This window comes from Leifsonia tongyongensis, from assembly GCF_010686705.1.
Taxonomy (GTDB): Bacteria; Actinomycetota; Actinomycetes; order Actinomycetales; family Microbacteriaceae; genus Diaminobutyricibacter; species Diaminobutyricibacter tongyongensis.
In genome coordinates this window covers 834,433-852,451 of sequence record NZ_JAAGWY010000002.1, presented here as the reverse complement: position 1 = coordinate 852,451, position 18,019 = coordinate 834,433, and the positions used below count along the sequence as shown (strand labels likewise).

18 protein-coding genes are annotated in these 18,019 nt (G+C 68.2%); 7 read left to right on the top strand and 11 right to left on the bottom strand.

Annotation, left to right across the window (positions count from 1 at the left end):
• Positions 1 to 15: 15 nt before the first annotated feature.
• Complete coding sequence (gene ettA, locus G3T36_RS12020; RefSeq protein ID WP_163289995.1) at positions 16 to 1,698, top strand: energy-dependent translational throttle protein EttA; 1,683 nt, start codon at positions 16 to 18, stop codon at positions 1,696 to 1,698.
• 24 nt (positions 1,699 to 1,722) lie between these two features.
• Entirely contained in the window at positions 1,723 to 2,199 is a 477-nt protein-coding gene (locus G3T36_RS12015; protein ID WP_163289994.1) for an acyl-CoA thioesterase, read from the top strand.
• Between the two features lie 164 nt (positions 2,200 to 2,363).
• Here G3T36_RS12015 and G3T36_RS12010 read toward each other — a convergent pair whose 3' ends face one another.
• Positions 2,364 to 2,813 (bottom strand): QcrA and Rieske domain-containing protein, encoded by a 450-nt coding sequence (locus G3T36_RS12010; protein WP_163289993.1) that lies wholly within the window; start codon positions 2,811 to 2,813, stop codon positions 2,364 to 2,366.
• A 124-nt stretch (positions 2,814 to 2,937) separates the two neighbouring features.
• On the opposite strand from G3T36_RS12010, the gene G3T36_RS12005 reads away from it, so the two are divergent.
• Both G3T36_RS12005 and G3T36_RS12000 read left to right on the top strand, forming a co-directional pair.
• Positions 2,938 to 3,447: a sigma-70 family RNA polymerase sigma factor gene (locus G3T36_RS12005; RefSeq protein WP_163290320.1), complete on the top strand. Its 510-nt coding sequence runs from the start codon at positions 2,938 to 2,940 to the stop codon at positions 3,445 to 3,447.
• On the top strand, positions 3,444 to 4,181 hold the full coding sequence (locus G3T36_RS12000; protein WP_163289992.1) for an anti-sigma factor family protein: 738 nt from the start codon (positions 3,444 to 3,446) through the stop codon (positions 4,179 to 4,181). The genes G3T36_RS12005 and G3T36_RS12000 overlap by 4 nt, the downstream gene beginning before the upstream one ends.
• Before the next feature lie 73 nt (positions 4,182 to 4,254).
• Here the strand turns inward: G3T36_RS12000 and G3T36_RS11995 are convergent, their stop codons facing one another.
• Positions 4,255 to 5,127 carry an acyl-CoA thioesterase gene (locus G3T36_RS11995; RefSeq protein WP_163289991.1) on the bottom strand — a complete coding sequence of 291 codons (873 nt, stop codon included), beginning with the start codon at positions 5,125 to 5,127 and terminating at the stop codon, positions 4,255 to 4,257.
• 41 nt (positions 5,128 to 5,168) lie between these two features.
• On the opposite strand from G3T36_RS11995, the gene G3T36_RS11990 reads away from it, so the two are divergent.
• Positions 5,169 to 5,867, top strand: coding sequence for a DUF8185 domain-containing protein (locus G3T36_RS11990; protein ID WP_163289990.1), 699 nt, complete (start codon positions 5,169 to 5,171; stop codon positions 5,865 to 5,867).
• A gap of 13 nt (positions 5,868 to 5,880) precedes the next feature.
• On the opposite strand, the gene G3T36_RS11985 is transcribed toward G3T36_RS11990, so the two are convergent.
• From G3T36_RS11985 to G3T36_RS11945, 9 genes are all read right to left on the bottom strand, one after another.
• Positions 5,881 to 7,533 (bottom strand): FAD-binding dehydrogenase, encoded by a 1,653-nt coding sequence (locus G3T36_RS11985; RefSeq protein WP_163289989.1) that lies wholly within the window; start codon positions 7,531 to 7,533, stop codon positions 5,881 to 5,883.
• Between the two features lie 85 nt (positions 7,534 to 7,618).
• Complete coding sequence (locus G3T36_RS11980; RefSeq protein WP_163290319.1) at positions 7,619 to 8,029, bottom strand: globin domain-containing protein; 411 nt, start codon at positions 8,027 to 8,029, stop codon at positions 7,619 to 7,621.
• Positions 8,030 to 8,123: 94 nt separating this feature from the next.
• Positions 8,124 to 9,278 carry a mechanosensitive ion channel family protein gene (locus G3T36_RS11975; protein ID WP_163289988.1) on the bottom strand — a complete coding sequence of 385 codons (1,155 nt, stop codon included), beginning with the start codon at positions 9,276 to 9,278 and terminating at the stop codon, positions 8,124 to 8,126.
• Positions 9,279 to 9,323: 45 nt separating this feature from the next.
• Positions 9,324 to 10,016 carry a response regulator gene (locus tag G3T36_RS11970; protein ID WP_163289987.1) on the bottom strand — a complete coding sequence of 231 codons (693 nt, stop codon included), beginning with the start codon at positions 10,014 to 10,016 and terminating at the stop codon, positions 9,324 to 9,326.
• Positions 10,013 to 11,305 (bottom strand): sensor histidine kinase, encoded by a 1,293-nt coding sequence (locus G3T36_RS11965; protein WP_240148444.1) that lies wholly within the window; start codon positions 11,303 to 11,305, stop codon positions 10,013 to 10,015. The genes G3T36_RS11970 and G3T36_RS11965 overlap by 4 nt, the downstream gene beginning before the upstream one ends.
• Positions 11,306 to 11,315: 10 nt before the next feature.
• A complete protein-coding gene (locus G3T36_RS11960) occupies positions 11,316 to 12,137 on the bottom strand; it encodes an ABC transporter permease subunit (RefSeq protein ID WP_163289986.1) in 822 nt (273 codons plus the stop codon).
• Positions 12,134 to 13,045 (bottom strand): ABC transporter ATP-binding protein, encoded by a 912-nt coding sequence (locus G3T36_RS11955; protein ID WP_163289985.1) that lies wholly within the window; start codon positions 13,043 to 13,045, stop codon positions 12,134 to 12,136. Before G3T36_RS11955 ends, G3T36_RS11960 begins: the two co-directional genes overlap by 4 nt.
• A gap of 109 nt (positions 13,046 to 13,154) precedes the next feature.
• Positions 13,155 to 15,698: an aminopeptidase N gene (pepN, locus tag G3T36_RS11950; protein ID WP_163289984.1), complete on the bottom strand. Its 2,544-nt coding sequence runs from the start codon at positions 15,696 to 15,698 to the stop codon at positions 13,155 to 13,157.
• Between the two features lie 80 nt (positions 15,699 to 15,778).
• Positions 15,779 to 16,459 (bottom strand): hypothetical protein, encoded by a 681-nt coding sequence (locus tag G3T36_RS11945; RefSeq protein ID WP_163289983.1) that lies wholly within the window; start codon positions 16,457 to 16,459, stop codon positions 15,779 to 15,781.
• A gap of 84 nt (positions 16,460 to 16,543) precedes the next feature.
• Between G3T36_RS11945 and G3T36_RS11940 the strand changes: the two genes are divergently transcribed.
• Positions 16,544 to 17,032: a ribose-5-phosphate isomerase gene (locus G3T36_RS11940; RefSeq protein ID WP_163289982.1), complete on the top strand. Its 489-nt coding sequence runs from the start codon at positions 16,544 to 16,546 to the stop codon at positions 17,030 to 17,032.
• 11 nt (positions 17,033 to 17,043) lie between these two features.
• Positions 17,044 to 18,018, top strand: a complete 975-nt coding sequence (locus G3T36_RS11935) for an Fpg/Nei family DNA glycosylase (RefSeq protein ID WP_163289981.1) — start codon at positions 17,044 to 17,046, stop codon at positions 18,016 to 18,018.
• Position 18,019: the final 1 nt, after the last annotated feature.

The window sequence follows — 18,019 nt, the reverse complement described above, 5'->3', positions numbered from 1 at the left end:
ATTAGACTGGAACGCATGGCCGAATACATTTACTCGATGGTGCGCGCCCGCAAAGCGGTTGGCGACAAGCTGATTCTCGACGACGTGACCATGGCGTTCCTGCCCGGGGCGAAGATCGGTGTCGTCGGGCCCAACGGCGCCGGAAAGTCGACCATCCTCAAGATCATGGCCGGCCTCGACACCCCCAGCAACGGCGAGGCCAAGCTGACCCCGGGGTACTCGGTGGGCATCCTGATGCAGGAGCCGGTCCTCGACGAGACCAAGACCGTCCTCGAGAACGTGCAGGAAGGCGTCGGCGAGATCAAGGCAAAGGTCGATCGCTTCAACGAGATCTCGACCGCGCTCGCCGACCCCGACGCCGACTTCGACACGCTGCTGGCCGAGATGGGCACGCTGCAGGAGCAGATCGACGCCGCCGACGCGTGGGATCTCGACTCGCAGCTCGAACAGGCGATGGATGCGCTCCGCTGCCCGCCCGGCGATTGGCCGGTCAACACGCTCTCCGGTGGTGAGCGGCGCCGCGTCGCCCTGTGCAAGCTCCTCCTCCAGAAGCCGGATCTCCTGCTGCTCGACGAGCCCACCAACCACCTCGACGCCGAAAGCGTGCTCTGGCTCGAGCAGCACCTCGCCAAGTACCACGGCGCCGTCCTCGCCGTGACCCACGACCGGTACTTCCTCGACCACGTCGCGGAATGGATCGCCGAGGTCGACCGCGGCCACCTCTACCCGTACGAAGGCAACTACTCGACCTACCTCGAGAAGAAGCGCGAGCGTCTCGCCGTCCAAGGCAAGAAGGATGCGAAGCTCGCGAAGCGGCTGTCTGACGAACTCGACTGGGTGCGCAGCAACGCGAAGGGCCGCCAGGCGAAGTCGAAGGCGCGACTCGCCCGCTACGAGGAAATGGCTTCCGAAGCGGAGCGCACCAGGAAGCTCGACTTCGAAGAGATCCAGATCCCGCCGGGACCGCGTCTCGGCCAGATCGTCCTCGACGCGAAGAACCTCGAGAAGGGGTTCGGCGACCGGCAGCTCATCGACGGCCTCACCTTCACGCTCCCGCGCAACGGCATCGTCGGGGTGATCGGCCCGAACGGCGTCGGAAAGACGACGCTCTTCAAGACCATCGTCGGGCTCGAACCGCTCGACGGCGGCGACCTGAAGGTGGGCGAGACGGTCCAGATCTCGTACGTCGACCAGAGCCGTGGCGGCATCGACCCGAACAAGACCCTGTGGGAGGTCGTCTCCGACGGTCTCGACTACATCCAGGTCGGCAAGACCGAGGTCCCGAGCCGGGCCTACGTTTCCACGTTCGGCTTCAAGGGCCCCGACCAGCAGAAACGCGCGGGGATCCTCTCCGGTGGTGAGCGCAACCGCCTGAACCTCGCACTCACGCTCAAGCAGGGCGGCAATCTGCTGCTGCTCGACGAGCCGACGAACGACCTCGACGTCGAGACGCTGTCCAGCCTCGAGAACGCGCTCCTCGAGTTCCCCGGTTGCGCCGTGGTCATCACGCACGACCGGTGGTTCCTCGACCGCATCGCAACGCACATCCTCGCCTACGAGGGCACCGACGAGGATCCGGCCAACTGGTACTGGTTCGAAGGCAACTTCGAGGCGTATGAAGAGAACAAGGTCGAGCGCCTCGGACCGGACGCGGCCAAGCCGCACCGTTCGGCGTACCGCAAACTCACCCGCGACTGATCCGGCGCGGGAGGCGGGCCGACCATGAAACTGCACGTTCCCATCGGGCTTCGCTGGAGCGACCTCGACGCCTACGGGCACGTCAACAACGCCGCGATGCTGCGCCTCCTCGAGGAGGCGCGCATCCAGGCGTTCTGGGTGAACGATGACGCCGAAGAGGCCGTCGGCGGCACCACCGCCGTACTCGACGGCCGGCCCGGAGCCGACACGCTCACGCTGATCGCGCGGCAGGAGATCGAGTACCTGGCGCAGATCCCGTACCTGCGGCAGCCGCTCGACGTCCAGCTCTGGCTCGGCCGGCTCGGAGGCGCCAGCCTCGAAGTCTGCTACGAAGTGTGGTCGCCCCTCGGGATGGAACCGCGAACCCTGTACTCACGCGCCGCGACCACGATCGTGCTCGTCGACGCTGCAACCCAGCGTCCTCGTCGCATCAGCGACCACGAGCGCGCCGCCTGGACGCCCTACGTCGACGAACCCGTCCAGTTCGCCAAGCGCGGCTGACCGCATCCGTCTGCTGCTCAGCCTGCCTCCTCGCCCTCCCGAGCCCAGCCATCCGGCGACTTGGCACTAGTGGACGTTCCCACGCGATCAGAACAGCCACGACTGCCAACTCATCGACGGGTCGTCCGTTTGAGAGCACGGGACGATCGGGGACAGCAGCCCGCTCAGGAGACGGTGACGGTACTCCCGGAGACCGTGGCGCTCAGTTTCGGCAGGGGCGAGGGCGCCGGGCCCTGGATCACGGCCCCCGTCGCCGCATCGAAGCGCGAGCCGTGGCAGGGGCAGTCGAACTCCTTGCCCGCAGGCGCGACGGTGCAGCCCAGATGGGTGCACACAGCGCTGAAGGCGACGACGCTGCCGGCGGTCGGCTGAGCGACGACGATCGGCGTCGATCCCAGGTTCGCCGAGGTCGCACCGCCGACCGGTATGTCCGAGAGCTTGAGGGTTACGGGAGACGCGCCTGCGGAGCCCGATCCGCCACCGGCCGCGCCTCCCGTTCCGGAACCCGCACCGCCGGGCGTGCATGCGGCAAGGGCTAGCGCCCCGGCCCCAAGCAGAGTGGCCCCTCCGATCGTGATGACGGATCGGCGTGTGAGCGGCGTGGGTTCGTTCATGCGGGCTCCTTCGTTTGCGGCGTAGTTTAGCCGTTACCGATATGCACGAAGCGTGAGGGTGAACGGTTCAGAGGGCCCGGTGAACTTTCCGGCGCTGGAGGCCGTGTCATTGGTGGAGGTGTTCATGCCGCAGGACGACGCGCAGCTCCTGCGCGAGCTGCACGACCAGCACGCACAGGCTTTGTGGCGCTATGTCGTGCACCTGACCGGCGATCGTGCGATGGCGGATGATGTGGTTCAGGAGACGCTGCTGCGCGCGTGGCGCAGGCCCGCCATCCTCGACCAGTCCCAGTCGTCGGCACGGGCGTGGTTGTTCACCGTCGCCCGGAACATCGTGATCGACGACAGGCGCAGCGCACATGCCACTCACGAGATCGGCACGGACACCCTGCCGGAGAAACCGACCGGCAACGAAGCGGATGCTGTTCTCGAGTCCTGGTTGGTGACGGATGCGCTGGCCGAGCTCTCCGTCGAGCACCGCGCGGTCATCGTGCACGCCTACTACGCAGGACGTTCGATCGCAGAGATCGCGCGCGAGCTGGACATCCCGGAGGGGACGGTGAAGTCGCGCATCCATTACGGCCTGCGAGCTTTGCGACTCGCACTTCAGGAGAGGGGGGTGACCGAGCGATGACCAGTCATGACGAGTTCTCGACGTGGGACGGCGCGTACCTTCTCGGGGCGCTCTCCCCGGCCGATCGCCGCGCTTTCGAAGCGCACCTTGCGACATGCTCGGCATGCGCAGCCTCGGTGAGCGAGCTGGCGGGCCTTCCCGGCCTGCTCGCACGGGTCCCTGCAGAGCAGGCGCTCGCCCTGGTTCCGTCGGCGGCGGCCGAACCCGGAGCCGCTGCAGAGGCCGACGACACGTCTCCCCGTCTGGGTACGGCACCGGATGCCCTCCCGAAGCTTCTCAGCGCAGCCCGCCGTCACCGGGCACGCGTCCGTTGGTGGACCGCCGGATCGATGCTGGCCGCCGCTGCCGTCCTGGCGTTCGTCGCCGCGCTGGTCCTTCCCGGCGTAGTCACCCCGAGCGCCCCCCTCGCGCAGGGCACGCACGTGACCCTCTCGCAGGTCGAACCGAATCCGTTGAGCGCCGATGTCCGGCTGATCTCGGAGCCGTGGGGGACCCGCATCGAGGCGAACTGCAGGTACGACGAGTGGGAGGGTTCGACGAAGTCGGGTCCGTGGACGTACACGATGGTGGTCACCGATCGCAAGGGCGCGTCGATGCAGGTCTCGAGCTGGACTGCCTCGGCCGGCACCACCGTGTCGCCGACCGCCACGACGAGCGTCCCTGTCGCGGATATCGCATCCATCGACATTCGTGCCGCAAGCGGACAGGTGCTCCTCAAGACCACCTTCGAGTGACCGGGGTGTGGGCTTTGGCCTTCGATTCGGCTTCCACTGGCACAGGGCCCACACCTCACCTCACCTGCCGGGATCAGGTTCGGCCGGGAACCCGGATCATCCCTTCCTGCGCGACGCTGGCCAGCAGTCGCCCGTCGCGGCTGTAGATGCGGCCGAGCGAGAGCCCGCGGCCGCCGGTCGCGCTCGGAGACTCCTGCGCGTAGAGGAGCCATTCGTCGACCCGTCCGAATCGGTGCCACCACATCGCGTGGTCGAGGCTCGCGGCCTTCAGCCCGGGGGTGGACCAGGCGACGCCGTGGCGGCGCATCGCGGATTCCATGATCGTGTAGTCGCTCGCGTAGGCGAGGGCCGCACGGTGAAGGTCGGGGTCGTCGGGGAGCTGGCCGACCGATTTGATCCAGACCGCCTGGTGGGCGACGTGTTCGCCTTCGACGCTGAGGTAGACGGGACTCGGCACATGCCGCATGTCGAAGGGACGGTCGCTGGCCCAGTACTGCGCGACCGGATGGTCGATGTGGGCGAGCGTGGCCGCCGAGTTCGGCAGCGACTCGGGGTCCGGCAGGCCTTCGGGCATCTCGACCTGGTGGTCGAGCCCCTCGTCTTCGTCCTGGAACGACGCGATCATCGACAGGATGGGCAGCCCTTCCTGGTACGCCTGGGTGCGTCGCGTGGAGAACGAGCGGCCGTCGTGGATCCGGTCGACGGAGAACGTGATGGGGAGGTTGACGTCTCCGGGGCGCAGGAAGTAGCCGTGCATCGAGTGCACGACCCGCTCATCCGGAACCGTGCGCATGGCCGCGATCAGGGACTGCGCGAGCACCTGGCCGCCGTAGACGCGACCGAGCGGCATCCATTGTGACGGGCCTGTGAAGATGTCCTCGCTGGTTCGGGCACCGGTGTCGGTCAGGTCGAGCGCGGTGAGCAATGAAGCGAGGGGCTCTGTCATGGTGCCTCCGTATCGGTGTCCCTTGGTAGTTTAGACAGCAGATGAGCCAGTCATTCTTTCTCGTGGATTCCCTCGCGGTGTCCGATCTTCAGGTCTACCTGTCGCGTGCCGGTCGTGTTGAGGACGGTTCGGTGCGCCTGATCGGCGGTTCCGGGGTCCTCGCCGTCTACACGGCCATCCTGTATCCGCGCGGTCTGCTCGACCAGACCCCGACTGTGCTGGGCCTGCGCACGTTCGCGATCCAGCCGGGCGTCGCCTTCGACGCCGTCGTGCCGATGCGCTCGCTTCTCGATCGTCTCGCGCGCATCACGGAGACGCTGAACGCGGGCGGCGCGGACACGGATGCCCCGTCCGGGCCTGTCGAGGTACGCATGCCTCTCGAGGTGAGCACCGTCACCTGGGCGGGCATCTCGCCTCCGCGCGGTGGTTGGCGTGCCGTCGGCGAGACCGGCTACGACGTCCTGGCGCCGACCGCGAAGGCGGGTATCGCCGAGGTTGCGGAGGCGATCCCGTCGGGCACAGGGGAGCAGCTCGTGCAGCGGGTTCGCGCCGAAGTGTGGGGGCGGCCCATCGACGGGCTGGAGTATGTTCCCGCCGGTGCGGCGTTCGCGGCCGAGAGCCTCGGGTTCTTGGCGCAGGATGAGCCGATCACGATCCACGAGACCGGCCCGTGGACGCGCCTCACCACGCGCCGCGGCCACATCCTGATCCGCCGTCAGGCCTGGACGCTGCGGCCCTGACCCCGCCGCCCCGTCACAGGTGGGCGATCGCCCGTCCCGCCTGGCGCCCGGAGAACAGGCATCCGCCGAGGAAGGTCCCTTCGAGCGACCGGTACCCGTGCACGCCCCCGCCGCCGAACCCGCTCGCTTCGCCGGCCGCGTACAGCCCAGGGATCGGCTGGCCGTCCGCGCCGAGTGCGCGACCGCTCAGGTCGGTCTCGATGCCGCCGAGGCTCTTGCGCGTGAGCACGTGCAGTTTCACCGCAATCAGTGGCCCGGCTTTCGGGTCGAGCAGTTTGTGCGGCGTCGCCACCCGGATGAGCTTGTCACCACGGTAGGAACGCGCGCCGCGCAGCGCGGTGATCTGCGCATCCTTCGTGAAGTCGTTGTCCATCTCGCGGTCGCGCTCCCGGATGTGCCGTTCGACCCGGTCGACGTCGAGCGGGGTGTCGGAAAGCCGCTGCATCCCTTCCAGCAGCTCGGGAAGGGTCTGCGCGACGATGAAGTCTGCACCTTTCTGCTTGAAGGCCTCGACCGGCCCGGGCGCACCAGGGCCGACCCGCTTGGCGAGCAGCCGGTAGTCCTTGTTCGTGAAGTCGGGGTTCTGCTCGCTCCCCGACAGCGTGAACTCCTTCTCGAGGATCTTCTCGGTGAGCACGAACCAGCTGTAGTCGTGGCCGGTCGCCCGGAGGTGTTCGAGGGTTCCGAGCGTGTCGAACCCGGGGAACAGGGGTGCGGGGAGCCGGTTCCCTTCTGCGTCCAACCACAGTGAGGAGGGACCGGGGAGGATGCGGATCCCGTGGCTCGGCCACACCGGGTTCCAGTTCTGGATCCCCTCGACGTAGTGCCACATCCGATCGCCGTTGATCAGGCGCGCACCGGCCTTCTCGGTGATGCCGAGCATCCGCCCGTCGACGTGCGCGGGCACACCCGAGAGCATGAATTCCGGCGGAGTGCCGAGCCGTTCCGGCCAGTTCGCGCGCACCAGGTCGTGGTTTCCGCCGATGCCGCCGCTCGTCACCGCGACCGCGGGCGCACGCAGCGCGAACTCACCGACGACGTCGCGGTTGCTCGCGGCGCCCCGCAGTGCCGGGTCGTCGGCCAGCACCGCGCCGCGCACACCGACGACGGCACCGCCGTCGACGATCAGCTCGTCGACGCGGTGGCGATGCAGGACGGTCACCAGTCCGGCCTCGACGCCTTCCTGGACGCGCCGGATGAACGGGGCGAGCACGCCGGGCCCGGTGCCCCAGGTGATGTGGAAGCGCGGCACGGAATTGCCGGGGCCGCCCGCGGAGTATCCGCCGCGCTCCGCCCATCCGACGATGGGGAAGAACCGCACCCCCTTCTCGTGGAGCCACGCGCGCTTCTCTCCTGCGGCGAAGTCGAGGTAGGCCTCGGCCCACTTTTTCGGCCAGTGGTCTTCGTCGCGGTCGAAGCCGGCGGTACCGAACCAGTCCTGGCGGGCGAGTTCGAGCGAGTCGTGGACACCGAGCCTGCGCTGTTCCGGGGAGTCGATGAGGAAGAGCCCACCGAAGGACCACCACGCCTGACCGCCGAACGATGCGGCGGGCTCCTGTTCGACGATGGTCACGTGCTTGCCGGCCTCGACGAGTTCGGCTGCCGCGACCATGCCGGCGAGTCCTGCTCCGACGATGATGGCGTGGGGTTCGGTGGATGGGGTCATCGGTGTGTCTCCTTCGGCACGGGTCACCCAATTGTGCAGTATCCCGGTGGTGCTCCAGCGTCGCCACGGCAGGGACGCGCGCCCGCTACTCCTCGAAGGTGTTGACCATCGCGTGGGCGGCCCGTTCCAGATAGCTCCACAGGGTCTCGTGCTGCAGCGGCGGAAGGTCGAGAGCGTCGACGGCTTCGCGCATGTGGGTCAGCCAGCGGTCACGGGCCTCCGGGTTGACCTTGAAGGGCATGTGGCGCATCCGGAGTCGCGGATGACCGCGCTGCTCACTGTACGTCCCTGGGCCACCCCAGTACTGCTCGAGGAACAGGGTGAGGCGTTCCTCGGCGGGGCCGAGGTCTTCCTCCGGGTACATCGGCTTGAGCACGGGATCAGCTGCGACGCCCCGGTAGAACGCCCCGACGAGCCGCCGGAACGTCTCGTGGCCGCCGACCTGTTCGTAGAAGGTCTCTTCGACACCCGCACCGTTCTCGCTGGAGCGGAGGATCACGGGGCTGGGAGCGACGGATGTGACGGGCGCGCCGGACGCGGATGATGCGGTCTCGCTGGTGGGCTCGATCGGGCCGAGGGGGATGGTCACGTCAGTCCTCGTGTTTCGCGGGTGGGCGCGGCGTGGTTCGCGGGAGTTTCACGGTTGGATCGACGACGGGCATCGAGCGCGGGTCCGGCGAGGTGGGGGAGACGACGGTCGGCGAGGCGGCCGCAGGCGCCGCGCTGGCGGGCGCAGCGGCCTTCCGTGCTGCGCGGGCCTTGCGCCCCTTGGGCGCTTCGACGACCGCGACCGGCTTGGTGCGGGGAGGCCGGGCCCCGGTGACGCTCGCAGCGCCGTCGAATCCGCTGAGCACGATCGTGTTCAGCGACGGCAGCCTCACATCCATCTCGTCGAGCGCCTCCTTGAGGCGCATCCGGAGTTCGCGGGCCACATCGTCGCGTGCGGTCGTGCGCGACTTCATGACGATGCGGATGACGAGGGCGTCTTCAGAGATCGACTCGAGTCCCCAGATCTCGGGCTTCTCGATGATGCGCGACCGCCATTTCGGGCTGGTCGCAAGCGCGTTCGCGGTTTCCAGCATCTTCGCCTGGACCGCTTCGACGTCCGTGTCGTACGGCACAGCGAGGTCGATGATGACGCGCGCCCAGCCCTGCGACATGTTGCCGACGCGGAGGATCTCGCCGTTGCGCACGAACCAGAGCGTCCCGTTGACGTCGCGCACCTGGGTGACCCGGATGCCGACCGCTTCGACCACGCCGGTCGCCGACCCGAGGTCGACGATGTCGCCGACGCCCAGCTGGTCCTCCATCACCATGAACAGGCCGTTGAGCACGTCTTTGACGATGTTCTGAGCACCGAAACCGAGGCCGGCGCCCAGGGCCGCCGTCAGGAGGGCGAGCGATCCGAGCGCAGTGGGCGCAGCCGTGTTGATGATGAGGATGACGGCGATGATCCCGATCGTGACGTTCACGACGTTGCTCAGCACCGTGCCGATGGTGCGCGTACGCTGCACGACGCGAACGGCGGCGAGGGGGGACGCGGCGATCGCCTGCGTGTCCTGCACGTTCTGCGTCTTCTTCACGCCGTTGACGATCTGGCGCACGACGCGGCGGATGACGACCCGGAGGATCCAGGCGAGCAGGAACGCGCCGACGATGATGCCCGCGATCTGCGCGAGGACCCAGCCGGCGTCGACCGCCCAGTTGCCGAGGTCGGTCCAGAAGGTTGCTTTGAAGATCACCATACGAAGCCCAGCTTATCGATCGTGCTCTGGACGCCGCCTGAATCGTCAGCGTGCATTGAGGCCGTTCTCGTAGGCGAAGATCACCGCATGAACCCTGTCGCGCAGGCCCAGTTTGGCGAGGACGCGGCCGACGTGCGTCTTCACGGTCGACTCGGTGAGGTAGAAGCGCTGGGCGATCTCACCGTTCGAGAGCCCTTCGCCGATGGCCTGCAGGATCTCCCGCTCGCGCGGGGTCAGCACGCGGACGGGATCGTTCGCCGCCTTCGGAGAGCCGGCTGCAGGCAGCCGGTCGGAGAACAGCTCGAGCATCGCCCGTGTGACGCGGCCCGACACCGCGGCGTCGCCCGCCGCGACCGCGCGGATCGCCTGCGTGAGTTCCGAAGGACGCACGTCTTTGAGCAGGAAACCGCTCGCGCCCGCCCGGAGGCCGCCGAACGCGTACTCGTCGAGGTCGAACGTTGTCAGGATGATCACCCGTGCCGTCGGGGTTGCCGCGACGATCCGGCGGGTCGCCTCGATACCGTCGAGCCCCGGCATGCGCACGTCCATGAGGATCACGTCGGGCGCGGCTTCGACGGCGAGCCTCGTCGCGCTCTCGCCGTCGCCGGCCTCGCCGACGACCTGCAGATCGGGTTCGGCCTCGAGCACCATGCGGAAGCCGAGACGCACGAGCGCCTGGTCGTCGACGATCAGGACCCGGATGCGACGGGCGGCTTCAGCGGTTGCGGCGTCTGTCACGTGTGCTCCTCCATCGACTGGCCGTCCTTCGACAGGCCGGGCAGCTCTGCGTGGACGCGCCACCCACCCGCGGGCCGCGGACCCGACTCGACGGTGCCGCCGTAGAGTCCGGCCCGCTCGCGGATCCCGAGCAGCCCTCGGCCCGCGCCCTGCCCGGCGGGGGTGTGAACGGTGGCGTCGTCCTCGACGGTCACGGTGACTTTCGACGGAGAGTAGGCGATCACCACATCCACCGTCGACGCGGCCGGCGCGTAACGCAGCACGTTCGTGAGCGCCTCCTGGACGATCCGGTACACGGTCAGCTGCTGACCGGTGTCGTCCGGTGCCGTGCCCGTCGTCCGGAACCGGACCGGGAGGCCTGCGCCGCGGAAGGTCTCGACCAGCGACGAGAGGTCGTCCGCGCCCGGCTGCGGCTGCCTCACGGCATCCAGCGCGTCGTCCTCGCTCAGCACCCCGAGCATCCGCCGCATGTCGCCGAGCGCCGAGCGCCCGGTCTCGGCGACCTGGCGCATCGCGTCCGCCGACCGTTCCGGTGCCGTGGCCGTGAGTGCCGCCGAGCCATCGGCGAGCGTGATCATGACCGTGAGGCTGTGCGAGACGATGTCATGCATCTCGCGGGCGATTCGTGAGCGTTCTGCAGCCGTGGCGATGGTGGCCTGCTGGTCCCTTTCGCGGGCGAGCTGCCCTGCCCGCTCGATGAGCGCCTCCAGGTACCGGCGCCGGTTGCCGATGTTGATCGCGATGACGACGACGAGAAGCGCGAGCACGATGACCTGGAAGAACGCGTTGATCGGGGGAGCGGCCAGCGGAGCCACATCCGTATTGCCGTGCAGCACTTCGAAGGTGATCCCCGCGACCGCCGTGACCGCACACACCACGCCGTACGCGATCCAGCCTTCACGCGTCGACCGGTACACGGCGACGGCGTACAACCCGAAGAGCGCGGCCAGGAAATCGAAGTCGCGCCCGACGAGGACGAGCGTGAACATCGCGGCGAGACCGATCCCGAGCACGACCCACGGTCGGTAGCGCCGGAACAGCAGAGCGACCGCGCAGAGCACGGCGAGTACGAGCGGAACCACGGCCCCGGCGACCGTCGTCACCGGGCCGCTGCGCTGCGTGAACGACGAGACGCCGGCGCCAGCGAGGTAGAACCCCGCAATGAGCGAGTCGACCAGCCACGGGTGGCGCGCCCAGAACTGCCGGATGACCCCCGGAGCCTTGGGCAGACGCAGGTCTCCCTCGGTGGGCGAAGCCGGCCCACCGAGGGAGAGGTCGTGTTGCGTCATGGTTGGGACTTTACGCGTCCCGGCGCTTGAGGAGGATCGCACCCGCGGCCAGCGAGACCGCGGCCCAGGCTGCGACGACGAGCACCTGCTGCCACGTGTCGAGCGTGCTGCTCCCACCGAACCCGCGGAGTCCGAACGACGAGAGGCCGGCGTTCATCAGCAGGTAGGGCGCCCAGTCGTGCATCCACTGCAGCGGGGCGATCGTGAACACGATCGGGAGGAGCAGGATGATCCCGAGCGCTGCGGCGATTCCGCCCGCGCTCGCTCGAAGGACCGCACCGAGGCCGAGCGCGAAGACCGAGACGATCGCGAGGTACAGCGCGCTGCCGAGGATCGGCATGATCACAGCGCCGTCGAACGTCGCGCTGAAGCCCTTCGACGCCAGGATCGGCGAGGCGGCGAAGAATGCGAGGGTGGACGCGACGACTCCGACCACGAACGAAGAGACGAACAGGACAGCGGCCTTCGCCCAGAGCGCCGGCAGCCGGCGGGGGACCGCCGTGAGGGTCGAGCGGATCATCCCCGTCGTGTACTCGCCGCTGATGACCAGCACCCCGAGCACCGCGATCACCAGCTGCCCGAAGAAGACCCCGAACAACGATGCGTTGAGGACGATCGTCAGCTGCTGGGCAGCGGGCAGAGCGCCGTGTTCGGCGGGGATGCCGAGGCTGATCAGGAGCGCGAGCCCGACGGAGACGACGATGACGATAGCGAACGACCAGACCGTCGAGCGCAGGGTGCGGAGCTTGATCCATTCCGACCGGAGCACACGCGGGAAGGAGAGCCCGCCGGTCCCGGCCGTTCGGGCGTGGGTGAGGGTTGCGGTGGTCATCGGGAGATCTCCGTCCGGTATTCGACGTCGTCCTGCGTGAGGGCGAGGTACGCCTCTTCGAGCGAAGCGTTGATGGGTGTGAGTTCGTGGAGGACGATCCCGGCCTGGGCCGCGGCCTCGCCGACCTGCGCGGCGGTGAGTCCGCCGACCTCCAGGAGCTGGGCTTCAAGACCGGTGATGGTCACATCCGGGCCGCCCACGAGGTTCGCGAGCTGGTCGGGCTGCGGGGTGCGGACGCGCACAGCGTTGCGGGTCGCGCCGGTCAGGATGTCCTGCACAGGCGCATCCGCCAGGATGCGGCCCCGTCCGAGCACGATGATGTGGTCAGCCGTCTGCGCCATCTCGCTCATCAGGTGACTCGACAGGAAGACCGTACGGCCTTCCGCGGCGAGCTGCCGGGCGAATTGCCGAACCCAGAGCACGCCTTCCGGGTCGAGACCGTTGACCGGCTCGTCCAGGATGAGGGTGGCCGGGTCACCGAGCATCGCTGCGGCGATGCCGAGTCGCTGCCCCATCCCGAGCGAGAAGCCGCCGACGCGCTTGCCGGCGACCGCCTCGAGGCCGGTCAGGGCGATGACCTCGTGCACGCGCTTGGTGGGGATGCCGTGCGTGGCGGCCATGGCGAGCAGGTGGTTGTACGCCGTGCGCCCGGTGTGGACCGCTTTGGCGTCGAGAAGAGCGCCCACTTCGTGGAGCGGTGCGCGGTGATCGGCGTATCGCTTGCCGTTCACGATCGCCGATCCGGAGGTCGGGCGGTCGAGCCCGACGATCATGCGCATCGTGGTCGACTTGCCGGCGCCGTTCGGGCCGAGGAAGCCGGTCACCTTGCCGGGCTGCACCGTTGCGCTGATGTCATTGACGGCGGTCTTCGCGCCGTACGTCTTGGTCAGTCGTTCGAGTTGGATCATGGCTTCGAGCCTAGGAAAGGCGGGCGCGGACCGGATCGACCGCTGGGACGCATTAACGGCGGATGCCGTGGTACTCGGGTACCACGGCATCCGTCAGCGGGCGCGATGACTAGGAGGCGTCCTTCGCCTGGGCGGCGAGGGCTCGCTCGACTCCGGCCAGGTTCTCGACAACCAGGCGGCGGAGGGCCGCCGGCTCCGGGTTCGCGTCGAGCCAGGCCCTGGTCGCGTCACGGAGCTCGAGGTTCGCCAGCGGGGCCGGGTACATGCCGGCCACGAGGTATTCCGCGATCTTGTAGGTGCGCGAGGTCCAGATGTCCTGCAGCGACGCGAAGTACGGGCGGATGAACGCGGCGAGCACGTTCTTGTCGGCGGCGCGCTGGAACCCGAGACCGGTGAAGCGGACGATCGTGTTCGGCAGGGCATCCGAGCCGAAGACCGAGTCCCACGCCGCCTGCTTGCCTTCCAGCGTCGGGATGGAGGCTGCGGCCTGCGCAGCGAACTGAGCCCCGTTCGCGGTGTTGTCGGCGGCGAGAGCCGCCTCGATCTCCGCCGTGCCGGCCTTGCCGCCGGCAGCCAGCGCGACCAGCAGCTCCCAGGCGAGATCGGTGTCGATCTCGAGTCCGTCGAGCTTCGTCGCACCGTCGCGCAAAGCAGCGACGGTCGCCAGCTGCTCGTCCGTCGACGCCAGGGCGGCGAAGAACTTCACGAACTGGAACTGTGCGTCGCTGCCGGCCTCGGCCTGCTCGGCGAGCGTCCACAGGGCCGCGGCCGCCTCCTCGCTCGTCGCCTTCTGGCTGTCAGGCGCGACGTAGGCACTGGCCGCCAGGACAAGCTGGTTGAGGGTGGTGCGGAGAGTGGTCGACTCGGTCTCCGAAGCGATGTTCCCGAGAACCAGGCGCACGTAGTCGCAGGCCTTGGTTTCGGCGTCGCGGGTCGCATCCCACACCGCCCCCCAGACGAGCGAGCGCGCGAGCGGGCTCTCGATCCGGGAGAGGTGCTCGATCGCGACGGCGAGCGACTCCTCGTCGAGGCGGATCTTCGCGTACGCGAGATCGTCGTCGTTGATCAGTACGAGGTCGGGGCGCTTGAGCCCGACGAGCTCGGCTACGTCCGTGCGCTCGCCGTCGACGTCGAGCTCGACGCGGTGGTCGCGGACGAGCTTTCCGTCGACGAGGTTGTAGAACCCGATCGCGAGACGGTGCGGGCGGATGGTGGGGTAGTCGGGGGCGGCGGACTGCAGCACCGAGAATGCGGTGATCACGCCATCCGCATCCACCTCCAGCTCCGGGCGGAGCGTGTTCACGCCGGCTGTCTCCAGCCACTTCCTCGACCAGTCGGCGAGGTCGCGGCCGCTCTTCGCCTCCAGCTGCACGAGAAGGTCGCGCAGTTCGGTGTTCCCGTGCGCGTTCTCCTTGAAGTAGGCGCTGACCCCGGCGAGGAAGTCGTCCTGGCCGACCCACGCGACGAGCTGCTTGAGCACGGAGGCGCCCTTGGCGTACGTGATGCCGTCGAAGTTGACCTGAACGTCTTCGAGATCGTTGATCGTCGCGACGATCGGGTGCGTCGACGGCAGCTGGTCCTGGCGGTAGGCCCAGCTCTTCTCCATCGCGGCGAAGGTGGTCCATGCCTCGTGCCACTCGGTGGCCTCAGCGGTCGCGAGAGTCGATGCGTACTCGGCGAACGACTCGTTCAGCCACAGGTCGTTCCACCACTTCATGGTGACCAGGTCGCCGAACCACATGTGGGCGAGCTCGTGGAGGATCGTGACGACGCGGCGCTCCTTGATCGCGTCGGTGACCTTGGAGCGGAACACGTACGTCTCGGTGAACGTGACGGCGCCGGCGTTCTCCATCGCTCCCGCGTTGAACTCGGGCACGAAGAGCTGGTCGTACTTCTCGAACGGGTAGGCGTAGTCGAACTTCTCCTCGTAGAAGGCGAAGCCCTCGCGCGTCTTCTCGAAGATGTAGTCGGCGTCGAGGTACTCGGCGAGGCTCTTCCGCGCGAACACGCCGAGCGGAACGGTGCGGCCGTCGCGGCTGGTCAGCTCACTGTGGACGGAGTGGTACGGCCCGGCGATCAGCGCGGTGATGTACGAGGAGATCACCGGCGACGGGGCGAACGTCCAGGTCTTCGCACCGTTTCCGGCATCCGTCGGCTGAGGGGTGGGCGAGTTGCTGACGACCTGCCAGTGGTCGGGCGCGGTGACCGTGAACTGGAAGGTCGCCTTCAGGTCGGGCTGCTCGAACACGGCGAACATGCGGCGCGAATCCGGTACCTCGAACTGGCTGTACAGGTACACCTCGCCGTCGACAGGGTCCACGAAGCGGTGCAGGCCCTCACCGGTGTTGGTGTAGATCGCGTCCGCGACGACGGTCAGCTCGTTCTCGACCTGCAGGCCGTCGAGCCGGATGCGCACGCCGTCGCTGACCGACGCCGGGTCGAGCTCGACACCATTGAGGGTCACCGAGTGCACCGTGCGCGTGATGGCGTCGATGAAGGTGGACGCACCGTCGGCGGCGCCGAAGCGGACGGTCGTCGTGCTGCGGAACGTCTCCGGCCCCGTCGTCAGGTCGAGCGCGACCTCATAGTTGTAGGTGCGGATGAGCGCAGCGCGCTCCTGGGCTTCGACGCGGGTGAGGTTCTCTCCGGGCACGCTGACTCCTTCGGTATGCGCTTGTGGCGTGGGATGGGATCCAACACACCACCCTATGCGAAGGGCCGGCGAGGCTCAGGCTACGAAGGCGAACCGATCGGCTCACGCACCATCGACCGGACCGGCTGCTCGAGCGAGATGAACCGCTTGGACACGTCGATCGTCGAGATCAGCAGCGAGCGCAGCCGCTCGTCCCGGTCGTCGACGAAGGCGTGAGCGATCCCGTCTACGGCGCTGAGGACCAGCGCCTGGGTCTGACGAGGCGTCGTCGACTCCGGCAGCTTGGTCTGGTAGCGGCCGAGGAACTCGCGGGCCCAGGCTTCGGCGGCGGGCGCGGAATGCAGGGCCTCCGCGATCGGCGCCTCGGTCCCACTCGGTGCGCCGCCCATCCGTGTCAGCACCGCGTCGCAGACGATCGCTCCTACCGCCAGCGAGTCCTGTCGGGCCTCGGAGGCGATGGGAAGGGCGGCCGACGCGACGTGCAGCGCGATGATGATCTCCAGTCGCGGGTCGGTCGTCGTCAGGCCGATCACCGACGGGATGAGGGGTGCGAGCGTGTTCCGCGCCTTGTTGGAGATCGTGTCGTTCACGGCTCTGGCCAGGTTCGCCAGCCCCGGGTGGGTGCACGAGGGATGGTCGCTCCAGCGTTCGCCGGCGAGATAGGAGGCGAACTCCATGAAGCACGCGCCCCGGCGTGGGTTGCGGTGCTTTCCGGCCGAGAGGATGGGAACGAGGACTTCAGGATCCGATGAAGTTGGCATCTGGCGCCTCCGCGCAATTAGACCGTTGTATCCGACTCTCCTCCATGTGGCCGCGAAGATCAATGGTCCTCATAAACTGTTCGAATGCGCATCCACATCGCCACCGATCACGCCGGTCTCGACTTCAGCACGCACCTCAAGCAGCACCTCGCCGAGGCCGGCCACGAGGTCGTCGACCACGGTCCGACCGAGTACGATCCGATCGACGACTACCCTGCCTTCTGCATCAACGCGGCGAAGGCCGTGGTCGCCGACCAGCAGGCAGGAGTCCAGGCTCTCGGTGTCGTCTTCGGCGGGTCGGGCAACGGTGAGCAGATCGCTGCGAACAAGGTCCACGGCATCCGGGCCGCACTCGTCTGGAACACCAGCACCGCCGAACTCGCTCGTCAGCACAACGATGCGAATGTCATCTCGATCGGCGCCCGCCAGCACACGATCGAGGAGGCCACCGGGTTCATCGACACCTTCATCGCCGAACCCTTCTCGTTCGAAGAACGGCATGCCCGCCGCATCGCCCAGCTCGCCGAATTCGAGGCGACCGGCACCATCGCGGGCAAGCACGTCGACGCATAGAGGAGCCGCCGATGCCTGAGGGTCACTCCGTCCACCGCATCGCCCGCCAGTTCGCACAGAACTTCGTCGGGCGCCGCGTCGCCGCCTCATCACCGCAGGGGCGTTTCGCCGAGGGGGCGTCGCTCATCGACGGTCGGACGATGACCGACGCGAAAGCCGTCGGCAAGCAGATGTTCCTCGAGTTCGACAACGGCCTCTGGTTGCGCATCCACCTCGGAATCTACGGAGCGTGGGACTTCGCGGGCGACATCAGTGTCGACCCGACGATCGCATCCGCCAACGGACGCATGGGGCAGACCAACCAGCGGGGGACCGTGCTGGACAGTGCAGGCGAGAACTCGCTGCACAGTATCGGCGCACCCCGGCGTACGCGACTGCGCATGGCGGAGTCGGAGAAACTCGAAGACGAGATCACCGAGTTCCCGCCCGAGCCGATCGGTCAGGTGCGGGTGAGGCTGCTGACCGACACAGCCGTCGCCGACCTCCGGGGACCGACCGCGTGCGAGGTGCTCGACGCCGCGCAGGTCGATGCCGTGATCGCGAAGCTCGGCCCCGACCCGCTGGTCGATGACAGCGCCGAGGCCGAGGAGCGCTTCGTCACGGCGGTGCGCAAGAAGCCGACGCCGATCGCGCTGCTCCTGATGGACCAGAGCGTGGTCAGCGGGATCGGGAACGTCTACCGCGCCGAACTGCTCTTCCGGGCCCGGCAGAACCCGCACACCCCCGGGAAGCTCGTGCCCGAGGAGACGGCACGCGCCCTCTGGCGCGACTGGACGAAACTGCTGCGCATCGGATTCGAGACCGGCCAGATGATGACGATGGACGACCTCGACGACGACGCCTACCGCAAGGCGATGGCGTCGCGCGACGACCGACACTGGGTCTACAAGCGCGAGGGGCTGCCGTGCCGGGTCTGCGGAACGCACATCCTGATGGAAGAGCTCGGCGGGCGGAAGCTTTATTGGTGCCCGATCGACCAGAATTGAG

What these genes read in the sequence shown, in the direction of transcription:
- G3T36_RS11945 (WP_163289983.1), bottom strand. Translation starts at nt 16,459, where the DNA reads ATGCCAACTTCATCGGATCCTGAAGTCCTCGTTCCCATCCTCTCGGCC.
- G3T36_RS12010 (WP_163289993.1), bottom strand. Translation starts at nt 2,813, where the DNA reads ATGAACGAACCCACGCCGCTCACACGCCGATCCGTCATCACGATCGGA.
- G3T36_RS11975 (WP_163289988.1), bottom strand. Translation starts at nt 9,278, where the DNA reads ATGGTGATCTTCAAAGCAACCTTCTGGACCGACCTCGGCAACTGGGCG.
- G3T36_RS11985 (WP_163289989.1), bottom strand. Translation starts at nt 7,533, where the DNA reads ATGACCCCATCCACCGAACCCCACGCCATCATCGTCGGAGCAGGACTC.
- G3T36_RS11955 (WP_163289985.1), bottom strand. Translation starts at nt 13,045, where the DNA reads ATGATCCAACTCGAACGACTGACCAAGACGTACGGCGCGAAGACCGCC.
- G3T36_RS12000 (WP_163289992.1), top strand. Translation starts at nt 3,444, where the DNA reads ATGACCAGTCATGACGAGTTCTCGACGTGGGACGGCGCGTACCTTCTC.
- G3T36_RS11960 (WP_163289986.1), bottom strand. Translation starts at nt 12,137, where the DNA reads ATGACCACCGCAACCCTCACCCACGCCCGAACGGCCGGGACCGGCGGG.
- G3T36_RS11965 (WP_240148444.1), bottom strand. Translation starts at nt 11,305, where the DNA reads ATGACGCAACACGACCTCTCCCTCGGTGGGCCGGCTTCGCCCACCGAG.
- G3T36_RS12015 (WP_163289994.1), top strand. Translation starts at nt 1,723, where the DNA reads ATGAAACTGCACGTTCCCATCGGGCTTCGCTGGAGCGACCTCGACGCC.
- G3T36_RS11990 (WP_163289990.1), top strand. Translation starts at nt 5,169, where the DNA reads ATGAGCCAGTCATTCTTTCTCGTGGATTCCCTCGCGGTGTCCGATCTT.
- ettA (WP_163289995.1), top strand. Translation starts at nt 16, where the DNA reads ATGGCCGAATACATTTACTCGATGGTGCGCGCCCGCAAAGCGGTTGGC.
- G3T36_RS11940 (WP_163289982.1), top strand. Translation starts at nt 16,544, where the DNA reads ATGCGCATCCACATCGCCACCGATCACGCCGGTCTCGACTTCAGCACG.
- G3T36_RS12005 (WP_163290320.1), top strand. Translation starts at nt 2,938, where the DNA reads ATGCCGCAGGACGACGCGCAGCTCCTGCGCGAGCTGCACGACCAGCAC.
- G3T36_RS11995 (WP_163289991.1), bottom strand. Translation starts at nt 5,127, where the DNA reads ATGACAGAGCCCCTCGCTTCATTGCTCACCGCGCTCGACCTGACCGAC.
- G3T36_RS11935 (WP_163289981.1), top strand. Translation starts at nt 17,044, where the DNA reads ATGCCTGAGGGTCACTCCGTCCACCGCATCGCCCGCCAGTTCGCACAG.